Origin of the sequence: Mycobacterium sp. UM_CSW, from assembly GCF_000455205.1 — a bacterium.
In the GTDB taxonomy this organism is placed as follows: Bacteria; Actinomycetota; Actinomycetes; order Mycobacteriales; family Mycobacteriaceae; genus Mycobacterium.
The window spans coordinates 169,784-190,268 of sequence record NZ_AUWQ01000001.1; the positions used below are offsets into that span (position 1 = coordinate 169,784).

Consider the following 20,485-nt stretch of genomic DNA (forward strand, 5'->3'; position numbering starts at 1 on the left):
ATAGAGGGCACTACGAAAGGGGGATGTTGGCTGTGAATTTCCATGATTCGCATCTGCCGCCCGTGCGGCCCGAGGATGCCGCAGCCCTGGCAAAGACGGTCGGGGGTTCGGTTCTGCTGACGGGTGACGCGGGATACGACGAGGAACGCGCGGTCTTCAACCTCAATCACGAGCTCATGCCCGCGGTGATTGTGGTGGCGCAGAGCGCAATCGACGTCAAGGCGGCAGTTGCCTTCGCGGCGGCACAGCACCGACCGGTCCTGGTGAAGACGACCGGCCACCAGATCGTGGGCACGGCACAGGGTGCCGTGCTGATCACTACCCACCGGATGAATGACGTCGACATCGACGCGATCGGCCGCACTGCCCGAGTCGGCGCGGGAGCGGTATGGGGCGACGTTGTCCAGAAAGCAGCCGAGGCGGGGCTGGCACCGCTGAACGGGTCGAACCCCACGGTGGGAGTCACCGGTTACACCCTGGGTGGCGGTCTCAGCCCGACCCTCGGGCGCTCCCACGGTTACGCCGCCGACCACGTCCGCTGGCTCGACGTGGTGACAGCGGACGGCGAATTGCGGCATGTCGACGCGGAATCCGAGCCCGAACTGTTCTGGGCGTTACGCGGCGGCAAGGGCAACTTCGGGGTGGTCACGACGCTCGAATTCGACTTGTTCCCGGTTGCTCGCCTCTACGGCGGTGGCCTCTACTTCCCCGGTGAGCGAATGACCGACGTGCTGCGAGCCTGGACTGCCTGGCACCCGAACACGCCGGAAACCATGGTCTCTTCATTCGCGGCGCTGCGGCTGCCGCCGCTGCCCGAATTACCCGAACCGCTTCGCGGCGTGTTCACGGTGGCTGTGCGGATCGCCTACAACGGCACAACTGACGACGGCGAACGGATGATCGCACCGCTGCGGGAAGTGGCGCCGCCAATCCTGGACACCGTGGCGGACATGCCGTACGCCGCGGTCGCATCGATCCACGACGAGCCGACCGAACCGTTGCCGTACTACGAGCGCAGCATCATGCTGCGGGAGTTCCCCCTGGAGGCGCAGGACAAGCTGGTCGAACTAGTCGGCCCTGGATCCGACACCACTATGTGGATCGCCGAAATGCGGGCCCTTGGCGGAGCCTGGGACCGAGATCCGTTGGTGCCCAACGCCGTGGCGACCCGAGGCCTGCCGTATGTCCTGTTGGGTGTCGAGGTTGGACCGCTGTCGGAGGAACGGCGGCTCAAGGAGTCGATCGCTGCCTTGCTTGACGGCATGGCGCCATGGCGGGGCGACCGACTGCTGGTGAACAATCTCGCCCCCGAAGAAGCAACGGACACCCTAGCGATCTATGGCCCCGAATGCCACGAGCGCCTGGCGCGTGTCAAGAAGGCGTACGACCCGACCAACATGTTCCGCCTTAACCACAACGTGGTGCCCGCCGGCTGAGCACCGACGGTCGTCTGGATGCGACATGCCGGGTGCTCGCTACGGCCGCGTGCGCCCGGTCGTCGCAGCGATATGTTCACTGGGCGGGGCCCCGTCACAATCGCCGGCGCTGGCTAGCGAACATCGGAGTCGAAATCCAGTACCGCCCGGACGATCTGTTGAGGGTCGTAGTCGACCGCCTGGTGCCCCTGGCCGCGCAAAGCGACGACCGTAGCGCCGGTTATTCGCGCAGCGACGGCCTGAGTGGCCGCCCGCAAATACGCGGGGCTCTCGGTCCCGAGCAACAGACGGACCGGGACGGTGATCTTGGCGAGCCGCTCTGTCGCGCGGTAGGTGCTGGCTTCCGCGAGTTCGCGGCCGGCGGTATGTCCGATCGAGTCGGCGAGATACGAGAACTCGCGATCCGCAAGGTCCTTGATGTCTGACGGGGACAGGTGGAGCGTCACACGATAGAACGCTTCGAGGATGTCGCGGGGGTCGGACGTCCTGGTAATGCGGGCCATGCCCTCCGGCGAGACGACGTCGAAGCCTGGCGACGATATCGGTGGGTCGTACAGCATCACCCGGCGGAAAGCCGGTGTGATCAAGGCCGCTTCGAGAACCGCCAGGGCGCCGTAGGAATGGCCGAACACGTAGACGTTTCCGCCGAGGGCTTCGGCAACGGCTGCGACATCCTCGGCTTCGCGGGCCAGGCTGTAAGGCTCGACCTCGGCGGTGCTCAGCCCGCGGCCGCGGCGGTCCATCGCGTGGACGGTGTAGTGTTTCGCCAGCGCCGGTAGTAGCGGGGACCAGCGGGCACGCGTGCCGGTGCTGCCGTGCACAAGCAGCAAGGGTGGCCCGGCACCGACCGATTCATAACCGATCCGCGTTCCGTCGGGGGAGATCACGGTAGTCATGTCGAATGCAACACCGCCGCTTTTTCTGGACGCCTGCACATAGTGCCTTGATTCCCACAGAATGCGCCATGGCCGAGTAGGCAGACTCCGAACATCTGTCTATCGCTCGTAATGCGCCATCTTTTCCACGGAAACCGACGCCTCGGCTTTCAGGCGGCACACGCGACGTGGGGTCGTCGTTGTCCTTATCGAACGCCATAACTCGATGAAAGGTATCGAATGAGTCGTACGCTGCCGCCCCACCATCGGGCCACAGTCGCATGATCGACGTGCTGCGTATCCGTCTCGACACGTCGGACCCCGATCACGCGTGCACCCGCATGGCCGCTCTCTACTGTCCCCACCGGCTCACCCTCGAAGGCGGCAAGGCCTCTTTCCGTGCCAGGCATGCCGAAGGGGGTACCAGCGGGCTCGGCGTCTACTCGCTGACTTACGGTGCGGGGACTACGGTGCTGGACTCGTTTGCCTTCGATGACTTTGTGCTGGTGTCCCAACAAGTCAGCGGTCGGTTGCTGGTCAGCACGGACACCGGCGAACGGTTGCTGGTGCCCGGCGAGCACATTGTGTTGGATGCCCACACCGCCTATCGACTGCGCTGGGAGGAGAACTGCAGCATCTTCCACGCGCGGATCCCTCGTAGGGCACTCGAGACGACGGTCGCTGAGTTCACCGGCGCGAGTCAGCTGAATTCCGTTCGCTTCCCGCTGAGTTGGCGTCCATCCAAGCCGGGTGCGGCTGCCGTGGCGAAGGCGATGCACGTGCTGCTCCGAAATGCCGGTCCGAACGGCCTCTTGGCGTCCGGACCGCTAGTGTCGGCCCAGATGCGTCGCATTTTGATAGCAAGCATCGTCGAGGCATACCCTGCGGTTCATCGCGCGGCCGAGGATGAACTCCGCGGCCGCGTAAGACCCCCGGCCGTGCGTCGTGCAATCGCCTACCTCGAGGACAGGGCGGCCGAGGACGTCCGGATCCACGACGTGGCGGCCGCAGCACGGGTGAGCACCCGCGCCCTCCAGGAGGCGTTCCGTAACCATTTGGACACGACCCCGATGGCCTATCTGAAGTCGATCCGTCTCGCGCGCGCACATGCCGACCTGTGCCGGGCGTCCGCCGAGGACGGAGCGACCGTGGCAGCCGTCGCGTACCGCTGGGGGTTCGCCAACCTCGGCCGTTTCGCGGCCGACTACCGCCGGGAGTTTGGCCGCACTCCCAGCGAGACACTGCGCGCACTGTCCTGACAAGTGGTGACCCTCGCAGCGGTCTGCCCAGGTCAGCAGGCATCACGCGGTATGGTGCTTGATGTGGTGAGAATTCCTCGACCCCCCCATCCGAGCGTGAAGCCCGGGGTGAAGGTCGACGCGCGCAGCGAACGGTGGCGCGAACACCGCAAGAAGGTGCGCGGTGAAATCGTGGACGCCGCGTTCCGCGCCATTGACCGCCTGGGCCCCGAGCTGAGCGTGCGGGAGATCGCCGAGGAGGCCGGCACCGCCAAGCCCAAGATTTACCGGCACTTCCACGACAAATCCGATCTGTTTCAGGCGATCGGCGAGCGGCTGCGCGACATGTTGTGGGCGGCGATCTTCCCGTCGATCGACCTCAAGACCGATTCGGCCCGCGAGGTGATCCGCCGCGCCGTCGAGGAGTACGTCAACCTGGTCGACCAGCACCCCAACGTGCTGCGGGTCTTCATCCAGGGCCGGTCCGCGGCGAGCCCCAAGATCCTGGAGGAGGGCCGCGGGATCACCCTGGCCGTGGCCGACATGTTCGACAACGAGCTGCGGGAGATGGAGCTGGACCACGCGGCGATCGAACTGGCCGGGCACGCGGCCTTCGGATCGGCCGCGTCGGCCACCGAATGGTGGCTGGGCCCCGACGCCGACAGCCCGCGGCGCATGCCGCGCGAGCAGTTCGTCGCCCACCTGACGACCATCATGATGGGCGTCCTCGTCGGCACGGCCGACGCGCTGGGCATCGCAATGGACCCCGACCAGCCGATTCACAGCGTGGTGCCCAGCAACCCCGCCGCCAGCTGAAGACCGCTGGAGGACTCTGCCACGTTGACATGGTCCCGGCGATCGTCAACACTCGCCCTATCCGATACCCTGGGTACTGGGTATTTGCGCTAACCAACAGGAAGACCGATCCGCCGTGACCGATGCCATGACACAAGCCGATCCGACACAACAGGCGCAGGAGCCGGTGCACACCCGCGCCCTGATCATCGGGACCGGATTCTCCGGCCTGGGCATGGGCATCAAGCTGCAACAGCAGGGCGTGGACTTCGTCATCCTGGAGAAGGCCGACGACGTCGGCGGCACCTGGCGCGACAACAGCTATCCCGGCTGTGCCTGCGACATCCCCTCGCACCTGTACTCCTTCTCCTTCGAGCCCAAGCCCGACTGGAAGAACCCGTTCTCGTATCAGCCCGAGATCTGGGACTACCTCAAGGGGGTCACCGAGAAATACGGCCTGCGCCGCCACATCGTGTTCAACTCGCTGGTCGACCGGGGCCACTGGGACGACGACGAGAACCGCTGGCACGTCTTCACCACCGACGGGCGCGAGTACGTCGCGCAGTTCCTGATCTCCGGGGCCGGCGCGCTGCATATTCCGTCGTTCCCCGACATCGAGGGCCGCGACGAATTCGCCGGTCCCGCTTTCCATTCCGCGGAGTGGGACCACAGCGTCGACCTGACCGGCAAGCGGGTGGCCGTGATCGGCACCGGCGCCAGCGCGATCCAGATCGTGCCCGAGATCGTCGGGAAGGTCGCCGAACTTCAGCTCTACCAACGCACCCCGCCGTGGGTGGTGCCGCGGTCCAACCCCGAGCTGCCCGTGGCGCTACGCCGGGCCATGGAGAATGTTCCCGGCCTGCGCGCGGCGGTACGCCTGGCGATCTACTGGGGCCAGGAGGCGCTGGCCTTCGGCATGACCAAGCGGCCGAACGCGCTGAAGATCATCGAGGCCTACGCGAAATACAACATCCGGCGCTCGGTCAAGGACCGCGAGCTACGCCGCAAGCTGACCCCGCACTACCGGATCGGTTGCAAGCGAATCCTGAACTCCTCCACGTACTACGGCGCGGTCGCCGACCCCAAGACCGAGCTGGTCACCGACGGCATCACCCGGATCACGCGCGACGGCATCGTCACGGCGGACGGCAAGGAGCGCAAGGTGGACGTGATCGTCTACGGCACCGGCTTCCACGTCACCGACTCTTACACCTACGTCCAGATCAAGGGGCGGAACGGCGAGGACCTGGTCGACCGCTGGAACCGGGAGGGCATCGGCGCGCACCGGGGCATCACCGTGGCCGACGTGCCGAACCTGTTCTTCCTGCTGGGGCCCAACACGGGGCTCGGCCACAACTCTGTGGTGTTCATGATCGAATCCCAGATCCATTACGTCGCCGACGCGATCGCGAAATGCGACAAGCTGGGCGCCCAGGCGCTGGCCCCGACCCGCGCCGCGCAGGACCGGTTCAACGACGAACTGCAGCAAAGGCTTTCGCAGTCGGTGTGGAACAGCGGCGGCTGCAGCAGCTGGTACCTCGATGAGCATGGCAAGAACACCGTGCTGTGGGGCGGCTACACCTGGGAGTACTGGCGAGCGACCCGCGCGGTGAAGCCGGAGGAATACCAGTTCTTCGGGGTCAAGACGGGCTCAGGCGCCAACCGCCGCGCGGCGGCCGTTGGGGGCTGAGCTTTTTGCGAAGGACCGAAGGTTCAGGCGCACAATGCGATCCAGGACCCGGTCCGATACGACACGGCTGATCCGCAGCAGGACCGCGGCGTCCCGGCCGATCGTGTAGCGAGTCCGCGGGCGCGACGCAGTCGCGGCCTTGACGATCACTTTGGCGGCGTGCTCGACCGAAACGCCGTCCTCGCCGAACGATCGGGCTTGGGCGGTGACGGCCGCGGCGAGATCCTCATAGCGTGCGAGCTGTGCGGCGGTCATGTTGGCCATCAGCCCCTCCGCGGTGGCGATCCCACGCTCCGCCATCTCGGTTTTGACGGCGCCGGGTTCGACGACGACGACCTTGATACCGAGCTCGCCGACCTCTCGGCGCAGGGCATCGCTGACCGCCTCCAGCGCGAACTTCGAGCCGGCATATGCGCCGTACGTCGGCAACACGACCTTCCCGCCGATGGAACTGATGTTCACGACGGTGCCCGAGCTGAGCAGCAGCGCCGGCAACAACGCCTGGGTCATCGCGATGTGGCCGAACAGGTTGACCTCAAACTGCTTGCGCCACTGGTCCATTGGCAGCGCTTCCACCGGGGCGTTGATCGCGATCCCGGCGTTGTTGATCAGCGCGCGCAGCGGACGGCGCAGCGGATCGTTCGCGACGCGTTCGGCGATCGCGGCGACGTCCGATTCGACGGTGATGTCCAGGATGCGCGGCTCCAGCCCGTCGGCCGCCAGCGCTACGGCGTCGGCTTCGCGGCGTACGCCGGCGAGCACGTGAAAACCCTTGCGCGCCAGTTCACGAGCCGTCGCCGCGCCCATCCCCGTCGACGCGCCGGTGACGACGATCAGCTCGTTGCGGTCGGCGCGATTCGAGGAATTCATGGCTGTCTCCATCCGGTGAATGCATCTGAGTTGACGTTGTCAACTGAAGCTAGGCGTTTGAGTTGACATTGTCAACTGGGCGTCGGGCTTATGCTCTGCGGGTGACGAGTCGAGCGGAGAGCGCTGCGGCGACACGTCGTTCGCTGCTCGAGGCCGCCGAGGTCTTGCTGGATCTCGGCGGAGTCGAGGCGGTGACGCTGCGCGAGGTGGGTGCGCGCAGCGGCGTGTCGCGTTCGGCGGCGTATCGCCACTTCGCCGACAAGGAGGCTCTGCTCGCGGTTGTCGCGACCAACGCCTTGACCGACCTGGGCGATGCGCTGGAGGCGTTGGCCAACAGCGGGGACCCGCCGGAGGAGTCGTTGCGATCCGGCCTGCTTTCCCTGATCGCCATCGGCCGAACCCGGCCTCACCTGTATCGCTTGATGTTCACCCCGCCGGCGGGTGATCCGGCCGCGGCGATGCGGGCGGCCGAACGCGCGCAGGATCTGTTCCTCGACATCATGGGCCGCATTGTCGGACCACAGCAGGCGCGCCGCTATGGTGCCCTGGTGCTGACCAGCGCCCACGGCATCACTGGCCTGGATCTGAGCGGCCACATGGATTTGGACAAGTGGCACACCAACGCCGAGGAACTCGTCGACACGCTCATCGCGCTGTTGCCAAAAGCTCGATGAACGCTTGCGCGGCCGCGTCGACGCCGGCCTCGTCTTCGGTGGCCACCAGGTCCAGCAGCAGCCCACGGGTGACGGCCAGCCCGAGCCTCGCCATCGCGCCGTCGTAGGCAACACCGGCGGCGGCCGATTCCACCTCGCGCAGCCAGCCGTCGACGGCGCCGGGAACCATTCGCGTAAAAGGCTTTTCGCCCTGGGCGGCCCGCGAATAGCACTCGAAGAAAAGGCGCTCCAGTTGGCGCAATTCGGGTCGACGGAGGTCGGCCCACATCGCGGCGAAGCCCTCGGCCGGGTTCTGCGGCAGGTCGGGGACGAGGGCCATCTGGCGACGCTCGGCCTCCTCGACGATCGCAATCAGCAGGTCTTCGCGAGAACCGAAGTGGTGCAACAGCATCCGGTGGCTGGTGCCGATTGCGGCGGCGACATCGCGAAGCGACCGATCGCCGATGCCGTTCGCGGCGAACTCGTCGAAGAGCGCATCCAGTAGTTCGCGGCGCCGCTGACGGTCAGGCGTGCGGGCCATTGGCGCGGCTGACCTGTTCAGACCGCGCCTTGAGGCCCTTGGCCTCCATCTCGAGGAAGCGCTGGGTCCGCTTGACCGTCAACCGCCCGACCAGCGTGCCGAGGAAGCCCCGCTGGTCGAGTTCCTGGCGCACCAGGGTGCGGCCGCCGGGCAGGGCGGTGACGTAGTGGCGCGCGGTCACCTGCACGCCGGGGGAGCGGGTCACCCAGGTCCAGGAGGTGCCGGGATCGATCTCGGCGACCTTCCAGATCAGCTTCTGCAGGCCGGGTTGCTTGATCGCGAACCGCCTGCCCGCGGCCAGGGCGGAACCGTCGCGCCCGGTCAGGGAGGTGACCGACGCGGTCCACTCGGGCCAGCGTTCGACGTCGCTGAAGACGTCCCAGACGACCTGCGGCGGCGCGTCGATCTCAATGCTGTCTTCGGTAAACATGTACCAAATGGTACATGTTAGTTCCGGCTTTGCCTATGCCCTTGCGACGCGGGCGTTGAGGTGCTTGAGGGCAGCCTCGGCGCCGTTCCAGCCGGGGATGCCCGTCACCCCCGGCCCGGGGTGCGTGCACTGGCCGCACAGGAAGAGCCCGTCGACCGGGGTGGCGAACTTGTCGGCGCCCTCGACGACGCGGCCGGTCCACAGCTGGTTGGGCTGCAGCAGGCCGTGCGAGTAGTCGCCGGCGTGCGCGCTGAAGGTGCTGCCGAAGTAGCGGTTGGAGAACACGACGCGGTTCGTGACGGAGTCGGCGAACCCGGGCGCGAAGCTGTCGAAGATGCGTACGCAGGTGTCGGCGTATTGCTCCTTCCAGCTTCGGTTTTCGTCGGCGTCCAGGCCAGTGGGGAAGTACGGGGTGAAGATGGTCGCGCTGTGCTTGCCCGCCGGCGCCAGCGACGAGTCGACCATGCTGGGGATGTACAGGTAGGTGGGCGGCGCGTCGGGAAGCTGCCCCTTGCGGTATTGCTCCCACGCGTCGCTGATGTACTCCGGCGACGGGGCATAGGCGACGGTGGGACACCATTGGCCGTTGTCGTGCATGTAGGGCTGCAGCCGCTCGATCCATTGGGGCGCTTGGTCGATGGTGAGATGCGCCTGGATGTAACCCAGGTTGAAGTTGATCTCCTTGATCTTGCGGATGTAGTCGGGCGGAAAGTTCTGCGCCCCGGCCAGATTCACGAAGGTGGTGTACGGGTCGAGCGACGAGAGCACCGCATCGGCGGAAATCGTTGTGCCGTCGCGCAATTGGACCCCAGTGGCGCGCCCGTCGGTGACCAGGATGTCCTTGACGTGCTGCTTCATCTGCACCTCGGCGCCCAGTGACTCGGCGCGCCGGCACAGCGCGGCGCTCAGCGAGCCGATGCCCCCGCGCGGCATGATGTATTCGACGTTGCCGCCGCCGATCAGGTAGTGGTACAAGGTCGACGCGTTCGAACCGGGGGTCCAGGGTCCGCCGTCGAACGCGTCGATCGACATCGCCGCCAGCGAGCCCTGGATGCAGCGGGCCTGGTCGGGCGCCAGGAATCGCCGGACCGTGTCCATCGTGCTGCCGTACCACATCTGGGCGAAATCGTGGCGGTCCTCCGGCGTCGGCTGGGAGGCGATCACCTCGATGATGTCCAGCGGCGGGCCGAACGCAGAGTCGACGAAATACGGTGCGAACCGGCCGATGTGGGCGAACAGGGACCCCAGCGCCGCCGCCGTGTCGGCGCCGTGGTCGTCGAGCAGGTGGCGCGCCATGCGCTCGAGGTCGTTGTACATCACGAACGGGGTGTCCGCGGCATCGCCGAACGTGCACGTCGAGGTCCACTGATCCATCAGCTCGAAGCCCCACTTGGTGAGCTCGAGCCGTTCGGTCATCTCTTGCCGCCAGATCAGCACGGCCCATGCGCCGACGCTGTGCTTGTATCCGTCGAAGAGTTCGCGGGTGGCGGCCATCCCGCCGAGGAAGTGTGCCCGTTCCAGGACAAGCACTTTCGCGCCGCCCTTCGCCAGCACGTTGGCGGCGACCAGACCGTTGTGGCCGGCCCCGATGATGATCGCGTCGTAGTCCGACATGCCGGCTCCTTCGGTGGTGATCCGTCGACAGAAGGCACAATGTCACATGTGACATATTTGCGTCAATGGTGACATTTGGTGTCTGCTTACAGCGTGCAATCTCGGAGCCAGCGCACACGCCAGGCGCTGCAACAGGCGGCGATGAAGCGCTTCGTCGCCGATGGCGTGCACCAGACCAGCGTCTCGGACATCGCCGCCGACGTCGGCGTCACCGAGCGAACCTTCTATCGGCACTTCCCGTCCAAGCACGCGGTGATCTTCGCCGACTACGACATCGGCTTCGAATGGTTCGCCCGCGCGCTGGCGTTGCGCCCCCACGGCGAACCCATCACGGCGTCGGTGCGAAAAGCCGTGGACGCCTTCCCCTTTGATTTCGCGATGGTCCGCGAAGCGGCCACCATCCGGTCGCGGGACCTCGACCAGGACATCATCACCACGCACATTCGCCGGATGCGCGATCAGGTCGCCGACGAGATCGCCCGCTTCATCCACGAACGATCGGCGCCCACCGCGGACGGCGCGATGATCGCCGACATCGCCGCGCACAGCCTGGCCACCGCCGTGTTCGCGTCGCTCGAAGCCTGGATGAGCAACGGCGGAGACGGCTCGGACCTAGAACAAGACGAACTCAGTCGCCTCACCGACATCGCGTTGCGGGCCCTCGAGGACGGCCTCACGCATACTTTGCGGGAGGTCGGGTTGGACTGACGGCGCGACACGCAAACACAACTTATTGTGTTGCCGCGGGTTGTCGGACCCCAGGGGTAGTGTTTGTGGCCTAGACATCGAAGTCAAAACCGGCTGGTGAAGTGGGGTTCTGGTGACCGAAAACATGAAGCTGATCGATCGGACGTCGGCGATCAACTGGAACCGGCTGCAAGACGACAAGGACGCCGAGGTCTGGGATCGGCTGACGGGCAACTTCTGGTTGCCCGAGAAGGTGCCGGTCTCCAACGACCTCCCGTCCTGGGGCACGCTGACCGCCGGCGAGAAGCAGCTGACGATGCGGGTGTTCACCGGGCTGACGCTGCTGGACACCATTCAGGGCACGGTCGGGGCGGTCAGCCTGATCCCCGACGCGCTGACCCCGCACGAGCAGGCCGTCTACACCAACATCGCGTTCATGGAGTCGGTGCACGCCAAGAGCTACAGCTCGATCTTCTCGACGCTGTGCTCGACGGCCGAGATCGACGACGCCTTCCGCTGGTCGGAGGAGAACCCCAATTTGCAGCGCAAGGCCGAGATCGTCATGCAGTACTACCGGGGTGACGAGCCGCTGAAGCGCAAGGTGGCCTCCACGCTGCTGGAGAGCTTCCTGTTCTACTCCGGGTTCTACCTGCCGATGTACTGGTCGAGCCGGGCGAAGCTGACCAACACCGCCGACATGATCCGGCTGATCATCCGCGACGAGGCCGTGCACGGCTACTACATCGGCTACAAGTTCCAGCGCGGCCTGGCCCTGGTCGACGAGGCCAAGCGCGCCGAACTGAAGGACTACACCTACGAGCTGCTATTCGAGCTCTACGACAACGAGGTGGAGTACACCCAGGACCTCTACGACGAGGTCGGGCTGACCGAGGACGTCAAGAAGTTCCTGCGCTACAACGCCAACAAGGCGCTGATGAACCTCGGCTACGAGGCGCTGTTCCCGCGCGACGAGACCGACGTCAACCCGGCGATCCTGTCGGCGCTGTCGCCCAACGCCGACGAGAACCACGACTTCTTCTCCGGCTCTGGCTCGTCGTACGTGATCGGCAAGGCCGTCGTCACCGAAGACGAGGACTGGGACTTCTAGAGCTGCGTTGTCAGCGAAACGGCGACGCTGCGAGGCCCACAAGGCCCCAAAAGTTCACGGGGTTGGAGTCAACTAAAACTCCCCAAAAACAAACTTTTGCCCTCCTTTATCTGGTCTACTCATGACGTCGGGCCCAAAGTTCTCCTACGACTTCTCGCGCTGTGAGCGGCGACGTTTTTTGGGGGGTTTGCCGACCGATGTCCGGGGCGAGGTATCGGCCGAATAGGCCCGACAAGTACGAGCGGATCAAGGCCTTGCTATGCCAGCGGGGACGGTTACGCGCCGCACAGCGGATCATGGCCGTTGTCTGCGCGGCGGCGGCGTTGCCGCCGTTGACCGTGTTGATCAGCCAGCGCCGGCCGAGCGCAGCCGCGGTGGTCATAGGCGTGCTCACCGCCGCGTTTGCCATCGGCATGACGGCTTTCTGGCTGACGCGTTGGCCAACGCGACGGCAGTCAGAGGCCGTCGCCGCCGCTGGCGTGCTGTTGGTCGGCGGATGGAGCTTGGTCCAGCCCACTGCGGCGCTCTCCGCCCTGGCCTGCACCGCCACGACGGTCACGGGGGCCTACAGCGCAATCTTTCACCGTCAAAAGGTGGTGGTGTTCCATTCCGCGGTGGCAGTCGCAGTCGCGCTGGCGGCGCTGGCGCGGCTGGCCGGTGACGTCGGCATCGCCGCGGCGATAGCGGCGTTCTGGCTGATCACATTCGTCAATGTGTCTACGGTGCTTGGCGCTTGGGGCATGTCGCAGGCGATGGGAGGGTACGCGCAGCGCTCGGAAGAGGATGCGCTCACCGGCCTGCTGAACCGGCGCGCATTCGTCGAGACGGTCGGTAATCGGGTTGCGAACCCGTCGCGTGCGCACACCCATCTGACCGTGGTGATGCTCGATCTCGACAACTTCAAACGCATCAACGACACCCACGGTCATTGCGTTGGCGACGATGCGCTCCGAGCGGTGAGCGGGCTGCTGATCGAGCACACCCCTCCCGACGCCGTCGTCTGCCGCGCCGGCGGCGAAGAGTTTCTCATCGCGCTGACGTGCGAGACTTCCGAGATAGAACCGCTGGCGGCGCGGATTTGCGCTGCCCTGACGGGCCTTTCCCCGAAGATGACGGCGAGCATCGGCACTGCCAGCGCCGAGTTGACATCGTTGAGCGTTCGCGAGAGTCACGCCCGCATCGAGGAGCTGATCGCGATCGCTGACGGCGCGATGTACGCCGCCAAACGCAGCGGCGGGAACCAGGCTCGCCACGCGAGCCGGGTAGCCGGGCCGAGCACGGCCCGTCCGACGCGAAGCGCCACTTCGTCGGCGGCTCCGGCTCGCGGTGCGTGATCGGCAAGGCCCTGGTCGCGGTCGGCAGAATGTGTGGAATGAGCAGTGACGACAGTGTGGGCGCGGCGGACTTCCGTCGCGCATTGGCGCTCATCCAACACGGCGAGCGCGGCGACGAAGCGGGCATGCGCGTCATCGTCGACGATGAGGTCATCCCGGCTGGCCGGCTGCCACAGCTGATCCGGGCCACCGTGTCGATCCTGTGGCAACTGGTGGCTCAGCTCTGCGACCCGGACGAAGTCGCGGAAATCGGCGAAACCCTGGCCTTGGCGTCGACCGACGACGAGATCGGTCTCGACCGTGACAACCGGCTCGTGGCCCGGATGTCCATGGCACAACATTCGGGGGATCCCAACGCCGAGTATGCGGTGCTCCGCGACGCCGCCACGGCGCCCGACGGTCTGGTACGCCTCGCGCTCACCGCCGCCGGTGTCGTCTCCGCGATGCTGCCTCAGTTACGCACAGCTGCCGGCCGCCAGTTGATCAACAACTTGGCGATGCAAGCCCTGCGCGAGGAGAACAGTTGACCTAGGACGAGGACTGGGACTTCTAAATCCGCTGGCGCGCAACGTAACCGAGAGCGAGCGCCAGGGATCAATCGGGGTTCAGCCCGTCCTCTTCAAGGCGCTGGAAGGCCCGCACGGGGTCGTTATGGCGGACTACCTCCTCGGCGACCTGCCACATGGGCAGCTTGCAGCGCTGCGACATTCGGCGGAGCACGTCCAGGGCTTGCTCGGTGTCGAGATCGAAGCGGTTCATGATGATGCCCGTCGCCTGCCAGACAACGGAATCCGCGGGCCAGACCGGGCGCGGGTGGGCGGTGGCAATCATTAAGTTGACCAATCAATTCAAAGCCGCCCCTGCAGACACCCCATTGTCCTCTGCCGATGTCACGAATGGAAGCCCCGGGTGGGCCGGACCGAAAAGGGGTAACCGCGTCTTAGCGCACGATTCGGAAACCTGGAAGAGTAAGGACACGCCAGTGAGCGGTGCGAATAAAGCCCGGAACAAAGTCGACCAGATCACCGGCAAGGCCAAGGCGGCAATCGGCCGTGTGATGAACGATCCAGCGCTGGAAGCCGAGGGCAGGGCCGATCAGCGCGCGGCCCACCTGCGAGACGCCGGCGAAAAGGTCAAGGACGCCTTCCGACCGCGACGCCGTCGGGCGACGGTGCGACGGCGTCGGCAGGTCTAGCGCGATCGGCGTCGCTGGCGCGCGTCGGTTCTTGATACCACGCACCCGGCTGCACCATCGCGCACTCCCATTCGTACCTCGACTGCGAAAACGCCATCCCCGTCGAGGCCCCATAAAAAGTGGAGTGAAAGGGCAAGATGTTCGCGTCGTGAACGGCGCATGAATTGTGGGTCGGCTGCGACGCCCCCGAAGCGCGCCAACGTGAGACTTATTGGGTGACTTCAACCCACGCGAACCACAAGCACGCCAAGTTTCTCAAGTCAGTGATCCGTTGGCTGGACGTCGGGTACCCGCAGGGCGTTCCCGGGCCGGACCAGGTGGCCCTGTTCGCCCTGCTCAGGAGCACACCGCTGACCCAGGATCAGCTGGAGGAAGTGGTGGAAAACGTCATCGCCAAGCACCGCGCCGAAGGCGACGGGCCCATCAGCAAGGACGAGATCTCCGAGTTCATCACCAAGACCACCCACCACGACCCCGGCCGGGAGAACATCATCCGGGTGGCGGCCACGTTGGCCGCCGCAGGCTGGCCGCTGGCCGGAATCGACGTCAGCGAAGTTTGCCCCGGCGACGAGCACGGGGAGGCCGCCGAGGAGGTCGCCTGCCGGCGAGAAGAGGCCGCATCACAGGGTTGAGATGTCGATGACGAAGCGGTAGCGCACGTCGCTGGCGAGCACCCGCTCGTAGGCCTCGTTGACGTAGGCCGCCTCGATCACCTCGATCTCGGGCGTCACGTCGTGCTCGGCGCAGAAGTCCAGCATCTCCTGCGTCTCGGCGATCCCGCCGATGTTGGAACCGGACAGGCTGCGCCGCGCCAGCGCCAATGGGAAAGCGTGCACCTGCATCGGGTGTTCGGGGATGCCGAGCTCGACCAGCGTGCCGTCGACGTCGAGCAAGTTCACGTAGTCGTCGAGCGGCAGGTTCGCCGACACCGTGTTCAGGATCAGGTCGAAGCTGCCGCGCAGGTTGCGGAAGGTGTCGGGATCGGCCGTCGCGTAGTAGTGGCTGGCGCCCAGACGAAGGCCGTCCTCCATCTTCTTCAGCGACTGGGACAGCACACTCACCTCGGCGCCCATCGCGGCGCCCAGCTTGACGCCCATGTGCCCCAGGCCGCCGAGGCCGATGATCGCCAGGCGGGTGTCCTTGCCGGCCTTCCAGTGCCGCAGCGGCGAGAACAGCGTGATGCCGGCGCACAGCAGCGGCGCGGCCTTGTCCAGCGGCAGCGAGTCGGGGATGCGCAGGACGAAGTTCTCGTCGACGACGATCGCCTGGCTATAGCCGCCCTGCGTCGGCGTGCCGTCCTTGTCGATGGAGTTATAGGTGAAGGTCGCGCCCGGCTTGCAGTACTGCTCGAGCCCGGCCTTGCAGCTGCTGCACTGGCCGCAGGAGTTCACCATGCAGCCCACGCCGACGTGGTCGCCCACCTTGTACTTCGTGACCTCGGCGCCCACGTCGGTCACCACGCCGGCGATCTCGTGGCCGACGACCACGGGGTAATTCGGCACGCCCCATTCGCCTTTGGCGGTGTGGATGTCCGAGTGGCAGATCCCGGCAAACTTGATGTCGATGGCGACGTCGTGCGGGCCGGGCTCGCGGCGCTCGATGGTGGTCTTGGTCAGCGGTGCGGTCGCCGAGGTGGCGGCGTACGCCGAAACAGTGCTCATGAATATCCCTCTTCGAGTTTCGATGCGTCCTACAGAAGTTTAGCTAAGGTAAAGTTCTCGGGCCAATTGGCGGGCGGGCTAGTTGATCGGGGCGTTGAGCAGGCGCAGGTCGTCGACGATGCCGCGGGCCGCGATCAGGCCCTCGCCGGTCTGCCATACCTCGTCGTTAACGACGTAGACCCGGTTGTCGTGGTTGGCGGACAGCTTGCGCCAGGGGTTGCTATCCAGGACGGCGGCGGCGCGATCCGCGGCGGCCGGGGTGGCGCATGACACATAGACCACGTCGGCGTCCGCGGCGGCGAGATCCGGGTTTTTGGCGAGGTCGGCGTCGGTGGCGCCGATCTCGATGTAGGGCTTGTCGGTGAACCGCTGGGCGGCCGGCCGGTCCACCCCGACGGCCCCGAGCACGCTGGCCGGAAAGTTGTTGGCCCCGTACACCCGGATGGCGGTGGTGGTCAGCTGCACGATCGACGCCTGGAAGTGGGACGCGTCGTGCGCCGTGCCGATCTGGGTGGCCCGCTGCGTGAACCCGGCGATCAGGGCGTCGACGGCGCCGGTGCGCGCGGTGGCGGCGCCGACGCCGCGCAGGTTGGCCTCCCAAGCCGCGCCGGGCGCCGCGGTGAACACGGTCGGGGCGATGGCGGCGAGCTGCGGGTAGAGCTTTGGGGTCAGGCCCTGCGATCCCAGGATCAGGTCGGGGTGGGCGGCGGCGATGCCGCCCAGGTCGGGATTGGTGCGGGTACCGACGCCCGGCAGGCCGTGCACCGCACCGCCGAGGTACGACGGCTGGCCGGACGACCCGTCCGGGAGCGCGGCGGCGACCACCCGCGATTGCAGGCCGAGCGCGCACAGGGCGTCGAGCTGGTCACCGGAGAGCACCACGATGCGCTGCGGCTCCGCGGGGACGGCGACCGTGTCGGGGGTGACGCCGGCGGCGTTGCGGGCCTGGCGGGTGGGCGGCCCGGGATCGGCCGCGGCGGCGTCGCGCGGGCACGACTCGTCGGGCTTGCGGTCGTTTCCCAGCACACCGGCGCCCGCGATCTGGGTGGTGGGCGTGATCAAGGACCGGGTCGATGCGTTGCTGCCCGAGCCGCCGGCACCGCATGCGCCGCAGGCCAGGACGGCCACGGCCAGAACCGCTGCGGCCACGGTCGATCGCCTTCCCAGCACGGGTCCGACGCTAACATCCGGCGACTTCGCAGCCATTTACGACAGTTTGTAGGACTGCCCCTGACGGCGAGTTGTCGGAAGGCTAAGATTCGGAGCAATACTCGGTTCGGGCCCTGTCCGATACGGATGTTTGGAGGAGCTGTTGACAGCCGAAGCCCCCCCGTTGGGAGAACTCGAGGCCGTCCGTCCGTTCCCGGCCCGGACGGGTCCCAAAGGGAACCTCGTCTACAAGCTGATCACCACCACCGATCACAAGATGATCGGCATCATGTACTGCGTCGCCTGCTTCATCTTCTTCTTCCTGGGCGGGTTCCTGGCGCTGTTGATGCGCAGCGAGTTGGCGTCCCCGGGCCTGCAGTTCTTCTCGAACGAGCAGTTCAACCAGCTGTTCACCATGCACGGCACGATCATGCTGCTGTTCTATGCGACCCCGATCGTGTTCGGCTTCGCCAACCTGGTGCTGCCGCTGCAGATCGGCGCGCCGGACGTCGCCTTCCCGCGGCTGAACGCGTTTTCGTTCTGGCTGTTCCTGTTCGGCGCCCTGATCGCGACCGCCGGGTTCATCACGCCGGGCGGGGCGGCGGACTTCGGCTGGACCGCCTACACCCCGCTGTCCGACGCGATCCATTCGCCCGGCGCCGGCGGTGACCTGTGGATCATGGGCCTCGCGGTCGCCGGTCTGGGCACCATCCTGGGCGCGGTCAACATGATCACCACGGTGGTCTGCATGCGCGCGCCGGGGATGACGATGTTCCGGATGCCGATCATGACCTGGAACATCCTGGTGACGTCGATCCTGGTGCTGATCGCCTTCCCGCTGCTGACGGCGGCGCTGTTCGGTCTGGCCGCTGACCGCCACCTGGGCGCGCACGTCTACGACCCGGCCAACGGCGGAGTCCTTTTGTGGCAGCACCTGTTCTGGTTCTTCGGCCACCCCGAGGTGTACATCATCGCGCTGCCGTTCTTCGGCATCGTCAGCGAGATCATCCCGGTGTTCTCCCGCAAGCCGATCTTCGGATACACCACGCTGGTGTACGCGACGCTGTCGATCGCGGCGCTGTCGGTCGCGGTGTGGGCGCACCACATGTTCGCCACCGGAGCCGTTCTGCTGCCGTTCTTTTCGTTCATGACGTATCTGATCGCGGTGCCCACCGGGATCAAGTTCTTCAACTGGATCGGCACGATGTGGAAGGGCCAGTTGACCTTTGAGACGCCGATGCTGTTCTCGATGGGCTTCATGGTCACGTTCCTGCTGGGCGGCCTGACCGGCGTGCTGCTGGCCAGCCCGCCGCTGGACTTCCACGTCAGCGACAGCTATTTCGTGGTCGCGCACTTCCACTACGTGCTGTTCGGCACCATCGTGTTCTCCACCTTCGCCGGCATCTACTTCTGGTTCCCCAAGATGACCGGCCGGCTGCTGGACGAGCGGCTGGGCAAGCTGCACTTCTGGCTGACGTTCATCGGCTTCCACACCACGTTCCTGGTCCAGCACTGGCTGGGCGATCAGGGCATGCCGCGCCGCTACGCCGACTACCTGCCCACCGACGGCTTCACCACGCTCAACGTGATCTCGACGATCGGCGCCTTCATTTTGGGCGCGTCGATGTTCCCGTTCGTGTGGAACGTGTTCAAGAGCTGGCGCTACGGCGAGGTCGTGACCGTCGACGACCCGTGGGGTTACGGCAACTCGCTGGAGTGGGCGACGAGCTGCCCGCCGCCGCGGCACAACTTCACCGAGCTGCCCCGAATCCGTTCGGAGCGCCCGGCATTCGAGCTGCACTATCCGCACATGGTGGAGCGGCTGCGCGCCGAGGCGCACGTCGGCCGCCACGCGACGGCGCTCGAGTCGCCGAAGGGCTTCGGTCCGCGGACCGAACCCGATCGCTCGACCGCCGACCAGTAGCGGCGGCTGCCGGGAGTGAACTCACCACTCAAGGTGTCGGTACTGATCACCGTCACCGGCGTGGATCAGCCAGGCGTGACGTCGGCGCTGTTCGAGGTGCTGTCGCGGCACGGGGTGGAGTTGCTCAACGTCGAACAGGTGGTGATCCGCGGGCGCCTGACGCTCGGGGTCCTGTTGTGTTGTCCGCCCGAGGTCGCCGACGGCCCGGGGCTGCGCGATGACGTCGAATCCGCCATTCGCGCAAAGGGTCTCGACGTCAGCATCGAACCCAGCGACGACGTCCCGATCATCCGGGATCCGTCGACCCACACCATCTTCGTGCTCGGCCGTCCGATCACGGCCCGGGCGTTCGGCGCGGTGGCGCGGGAGGCGGCGGCGCTGGGCGTCAACATCGACCTCATTCGCGGTGTGTCCGACTACCCGGTGACCGGCCTGGAGTTGCGGGTGTCGGTGCCGCCCGGCGCCGACGGGCCGCTGCGCAACACGCTGTCGCGCGTCGCCGGCGACGAGCGCGTCGACATCGCCGTCGAGGGCTACAGCCTGGAGCGGCGCGCCAAGCGGCTCATCGTGTTCGACGTCGACTCGACGCTGGTTCAGGGTGAGGTCATCGAGATGCTGGCCGCGCGGGCGGGCGCACAGGGCGCGGTCGCCACGATCACCGAGGCCGCCATGCGCGGCGAGCTCGACTTCGCGCAGTCGCTCGAGCAGCGGGTGGCGACCCTGAAAGGCCTGCCCGCCACGGTGATCGACGAGGTCGCCGCCCAGTTGGAGCTGATGCCCGGCGCCCGCACGACGCTGCGCACGCTGCGGCGCTTGGGTTTTCGCTGCGGGGTGGTCTCCGGCGGGTTCCGGCGGATCATCGAGCCACTGGCGGAGGAGCTGGCGCTGGACTACGTCGCCGCCAACGAGCTGGAGATCGTCGACGGAACGCTCACCGGGCGGGTCACCGGACCGATCATCGATCGGGCCGGCAAGGCGCAGGCCCTGCGGGAATTCGCGCAGCAGGCCGGGGTGCCGATGGAGCAGACCGTCGCGGTCGGTGACGGCGCCAACGACATCGACATGCTTGCCGCGGCCGGGCTGGGGGTGGCGTTCAACGCCAAACCCGCGCTGCGCGAGGTCGCCGACGCGTCGTTGAGCCACCCCTACCTGGACACGGTGCTGTTTCTGCTCGGCGTGACGCGCAGCGAGATCGAGGCCGCCGACGCGGTCGACGGCCAGGTGCGCCGCGTGGAGATCCCGCCGGATTAGTGGTGACCGCGGTACGGCACGATGAGCGGGTGCC

21 protein-coding genes are annotated in these 20,485 nt (G+C 66.5%); 13 read left to right on the forward strand and 8 right to left on the reverse strand.

Going from position 1 to position 20,485, the window contains the following annotated elements; genetic code table 11:
* Nucleotides 1-32 precede the first annotated feature (32 nt).
* Complete coding sequence (locus tag N415_RS00855) at nt 33-1,436, forward strand: FAD-binding oxidoreductase (protein WP_204366802.1); 1,404 nt, start codon at nt 33-35, stop codon at nt 1,434-1,436.
* A gap of 113 nt (nt 1,437-1,549) precedes the next feature.
* On the opposite strand, the gene N415_RS00860 is transcribed toward N415_RS00855, so the two are convergent.
* Entirely contained in the window at nt 1,550-2,332 is a 783-nt protein-coding gene (locus N415_RS00860; RefSeq protein WP_068175987.1) for an alpha/beta hydrolase, read from the reverse strand.
* Between the two features lie 260 nt (nt 2,333-2,592).
* Here N415_RS00860 and N415_RS32450 point away from each other — a divergent pair, with 260 nt between their 5' ends.
* The 3 genes from N415_RS32450 (at nt 2,593) to N415_RS00875 (ending at nt 6,034) form a co-directional block, all read left to right on the forward strand.
* Entirely contained in the window at nt 2,593-3,570 is a 978-nt protein-coding gene (locus N415_RS32450; protein ID WP_068175990.1) for an AraC family transcriptional regulator, read from the forward strand.
* 63 nt (nt 3,571-3,633) lie between these two features.
* Nucleotides 3,634-4,365: a TetR/AcrR family transcriptional regulator gene (locus N415_RS00870; RefSeq protein ID WP_152531186.1), complete on the forward strand. Its 732-nt coding sequence runs from the start codon at nt 3,634-3,636 to the stop codon at nt 4,363-4,365.
* A 127-nt stretch (nt 4,366-4,492) separates the two neighbouring features.
* Nucleotides 4,493-6,034: an NAD(P)/FAD-dependent oxidoreductase gene (locus N415_RS00875; protein ID WP_152531193.1), complete on the forward strand. Its 1,542-nt coding sequence runs from the start codon at nt 4,493-4,495 to the stop codon at nt 6,032-6,034.
* On the opposite strand, the gene N415_RS00880 is transcribed toward N415_RS00875, so the two are convergent.
* On the reverse strand, nt 5,996-6,904 hold the full coding sequence (locus N415_RS00880) for an SDR family NAD(P)-dependent oxidoreductase (protein WP_068176199.1): 909 nt from the start codon (nt 6,902-6,904) through the stop codon (nt 5,996-5,998). The two genes, N415_RS00875 and N415_RS00880, sit on opposite strands and share 39 nt — an antisense overlap.
* A gap of 101 nt (nt 6,905-7,005) precedes the next feature.
* Between N415_RS00880 and N415_RS00885 the strand changes: the two genes are divergently transcribed.
* Complete coding sequence (locus N415_RS00885) at nt 7,006-7,578, forward strand: TetR/AcrR family transcriptional regulator (RefSeq protein WP_068175995.1); 573 nt, start codon at nt 7,006-7,008, stop codon at nt 7,576-7,578.
* Here N415_RS00885 and N415_RS00890 read toward each other — a convergent pair.
* From N415_RS00890 to N415_RS00900, 3 genes are read right to left on the reverse strand one after another with little or no spacing between them, the layout of a single operon-like run.
* Entirely contained in the window at nt 7,550-8,098 is a 549-nt protein-coding gene (locus N415_RS00890) for a TetR/AcrR family transcriptional regulator (RefSeq protein ID WP_068175998.1), read from the reverse strand. The genes N415_RS00885 and N415_RS00890 overlap by 29 nt on opposite strands.
* Nucleotides 8,082-8,528 carry an SRPBCC family protein gene (locus N415_RS00895; RefSeq protein WP_068176000.1) on the reverse strand — a complete coding sequence of 149 codons (447 nt, stop codon included), beginning with the start codon at nt 8,526-8,528 and terminating at the stop codon, nt 8,082-8,084. Before N415_RS00895 ends, N415_RS00890 begins: the two co-directional genes overlap by 17 nt.
* Before the next feature lie 33 nt (nt 8,529-8,561).
* A complete protein-coding gene (locus tag N415_RS00900; protein ID WP_068176002.1) occupies nt 8,562-10,142 on the reverse strand; it encodes an NAD(P)/FAD-dependent oxidoreductase in 1,581 nt (526 codons plus the stop codon).
* A gap of 93 nt (nt 10,143-10,235) precedes the next feature.
* Between N415_RS00900 and N415_RS00905 the strand changes: the two genes are divergently transcribed.
* From N415_RS00905 to N415_RS00920, 4 genes are all read left to right on the forward strand, one after another.
* Nucleotides 10,236-10,850 carry a TetR/AcrR family transcriptional regulator gene (locus N415_RS00905; protein ID WP_081664994.1) on the forward strand — a complete coding sequence of 205 codons (615 nt, stop codon included), beginning with the start codon at nt 10,236-10,238 and terminating at the stop codon, nt 10,848-10,850.
* Between the two features lie 112 nt (nt 10,851-10,962).
* Nucleotides 10,963-11,937, forward strand: coding sequence for a class 1b ribonucleoside-diphosphate reductase subunit beta (gene nrdF / locus N415_RS00910; protein WP_170929045.1), 975 nt, complete (start codon nt 10,963-10,965; stop codon nt 11,935-11,937).
* Between the two features lie 296 nt (nt 11,938-12,233).
* Entirely contained in the window at nt 12,234-13,271 is a 1,038-nt protein-coding gene (locus tag N415_RS31240) for a GGDEF domain-containing protein (protein ID WP_068176005.1), read from the forward strand.
* 38 nt (nt 13,272-13,309) lie between these two features.
* Complete coding sequence (locus N415_RS00920) at nt 13,310-13,798, forward strand: hypothetical protein (protein WP_152531188.1); 489 nt, start codon at nt 13,310-13,312, stop codon at nt 13,796-13,798.
* Between the two features lie 67 nt (nt 13,799-13,865).
* Here the strand turns inward: N415_RS00920 and N415_RS00925 are convergent, their stop codons facing one another.
* Nucleotides 13,866-14,102 (reverse strand): ANTAR domain-containing protein, encoded by a 237-nt coding sequence (locus N415_RS00925; protein WP_068176010.1) that lies wholly within the window; start codon nt 14,100-14,102, stop codon nt 13,866-13,868.
* Between the two features lie 151 nt (nt 14,103-14,253).
* Here N415_RS00925 and N415_RS31245 point away from each other — a divergent pair, with 151 nt between their 5' ends.
* Both N415_RS31245 and N415_RS00935 read left to right on the forward strand, forming a co-directional pair.
* Nucleotides 14,254-14,466 (forward strand): CsbD family protein, encoded by a 213-nt coding sequence (locus N415_RS31245; RefSeq protein ID WP_068176014.1) that lies wholly within the window; start codon nt 14,254-14,256, stop codon nt 14,464-14,466.
* Nucleotides 14,467-14,681: 215 nt separating this feature from the next.
* The gene (locus N415_RS00935; protein ID WP_068176204.1) at nt 14,682-15,098 is read left to right on the forward strand and encodes a DUF3349 domain-containing protein; all 417 of its coding nucleotides are present in this window, start codon (nt 14,682-14,684) and stop codon (nt 15,096-15,098) included.
* Here N415_RS00935 and N415_RS00940 read toward each other — a convergent pair.
* Nucleotides 15,087-16,127: an NAD(P)-dependent alcohol dehydrogenase gene (locus N415_RS00940; protein ID WP_068176017.1), complete on the reverse strand. Its 1,041-nt coding sequence runs from the start codon at nt 16,125-16,127 to the stop codon at nt 15,087-15,089. The two genes, N415_RS00935 and N415_RS00940, sit on opposite strands and share 12 nt — an antisense overlap.
* 78 nt (nt 16,128-16,205) lie before the next feature.
* The gene (locus tag N415_RS00945) at nt 16,206-17,297 is read right to left on the reverse strand and encodes an iron-siderophore ABC transporter substrate-binding protein (protein WP_068176020.1); all 1,092 of its coding nucleotides are present in this window, start codon (nt 17,295-17,297) and stop codon (nt 16,206-16,208) included.
* A gap of 142 nt (nt 17,298-17,439) precedes the next feature.
* Here N415_RS00945 and ctaD point away from each other — a divergent pair, with 142 nt between their 5' ends.
* A complete protein-coding gene (gene ctaD / locus N415_RS00950; RefSeq protein ID WP_068176206.1) occupies nt 17,440-19,200 on the forward strand; it encodes a cytochrome c oxidase subunit I in 1,761 nt (586 codons plus the stop codon).
* A gap of 15 nt (nt 19,201-19,215) precedes the next feature.
* Nucleotides 19,216-20,451 (forward strand): phosphoserine phosphatase SerB, encoded by a 1,236-nt coding sequence (serB, locus tag N415_RS00955; protein ID WP_068176024.1) that lies wholly within the window; start codon nt 19,216-19,218, stop codon nt 20,449-20,451.
* Nucleotides 20,452-20,485: the final 34 nt, after the last annotated feature.

Excerpts from the sequence above, each read along its gene's own strand:
- N415_RS00925 (WP_068176010.1), bottom strand. The coding sequence starts at position 14,102 with ATGATTGCCACCGCCCACCCGCGCCCGGTCTGGCCCGCGGATTCCGTT.
- N415_RS31240 (WP_068176005.1), top strand. The coding sequence starts at position 12,234 with ATGGCCGTTGTCTGCGCGGCGGCGGCGTTGCCGCCGTTGACCGTGTTG.
- N415_RS00920 (WP_152531188.1), top strand. The coding sequence starts at position 13,310 with ATGAGCAGTGACGACAGTGTGGGCGCGGCGGACTTCCGTCGCGCATTG.
- N415_RS00860 (WP_068175987.1), bottom strand. The coding sequence starts at position 2,332 with ATGACTACCGTGATCTCCCCCGACGGAACGCGGATCGGTTATGAATCG.
- N415_RS00900 (WP_068176002.1), bottom strand. The coding sequence starts at position 10,142 with ATGTCGGACTACGACGCGATCATCATCGGGGCCGGCCACAACGGTCTG.
- N415_RS00875 (WP_152531193.1), top strand. The coding sequence starts at position 4,493 with ATGACACAAGCCGATCCGACACAACAGGCGCAGGAGCCGGTGCACACC.
- N415_RS32450 (WP_068175990.1), top strand. The coding sequence starts at position 2,593 with ATGATCGACGTGCTGCGTATCCGTCTCGACACGTCGGACCCCGATCAC.
- N415_RS00940 (WP_068176017.1), bottom strand. The coding sequence starts at position 16,127 with ATGAGCACTGTTTCGGCGTACGCCGCCACCTCGGCGACCGCACCGCTG.
- N415_RS00895 (WP_068176000.1), bottom strand. The coding sequence starts at position 8,528 with ATGTTTACCGAAGACAGCATTGAGATCGACGCGCCGCCGCAGGTCGTC.
- N415_RS00880 (WP_068176199.1), bottom strand. The coding sequence starts at position 6,904 with ATGAATTCCTCGAATCGCGCCGACCGCAACGAGCTGATCGTCGTCACC.
- N415_RS00890 (WP_068175998.1), bottom strand. The coding sequence starts at position 8,098 with ATGGCCCGCACGCCTGACCGTCAGCGGCGCCGCGAACTACTGGATGCG.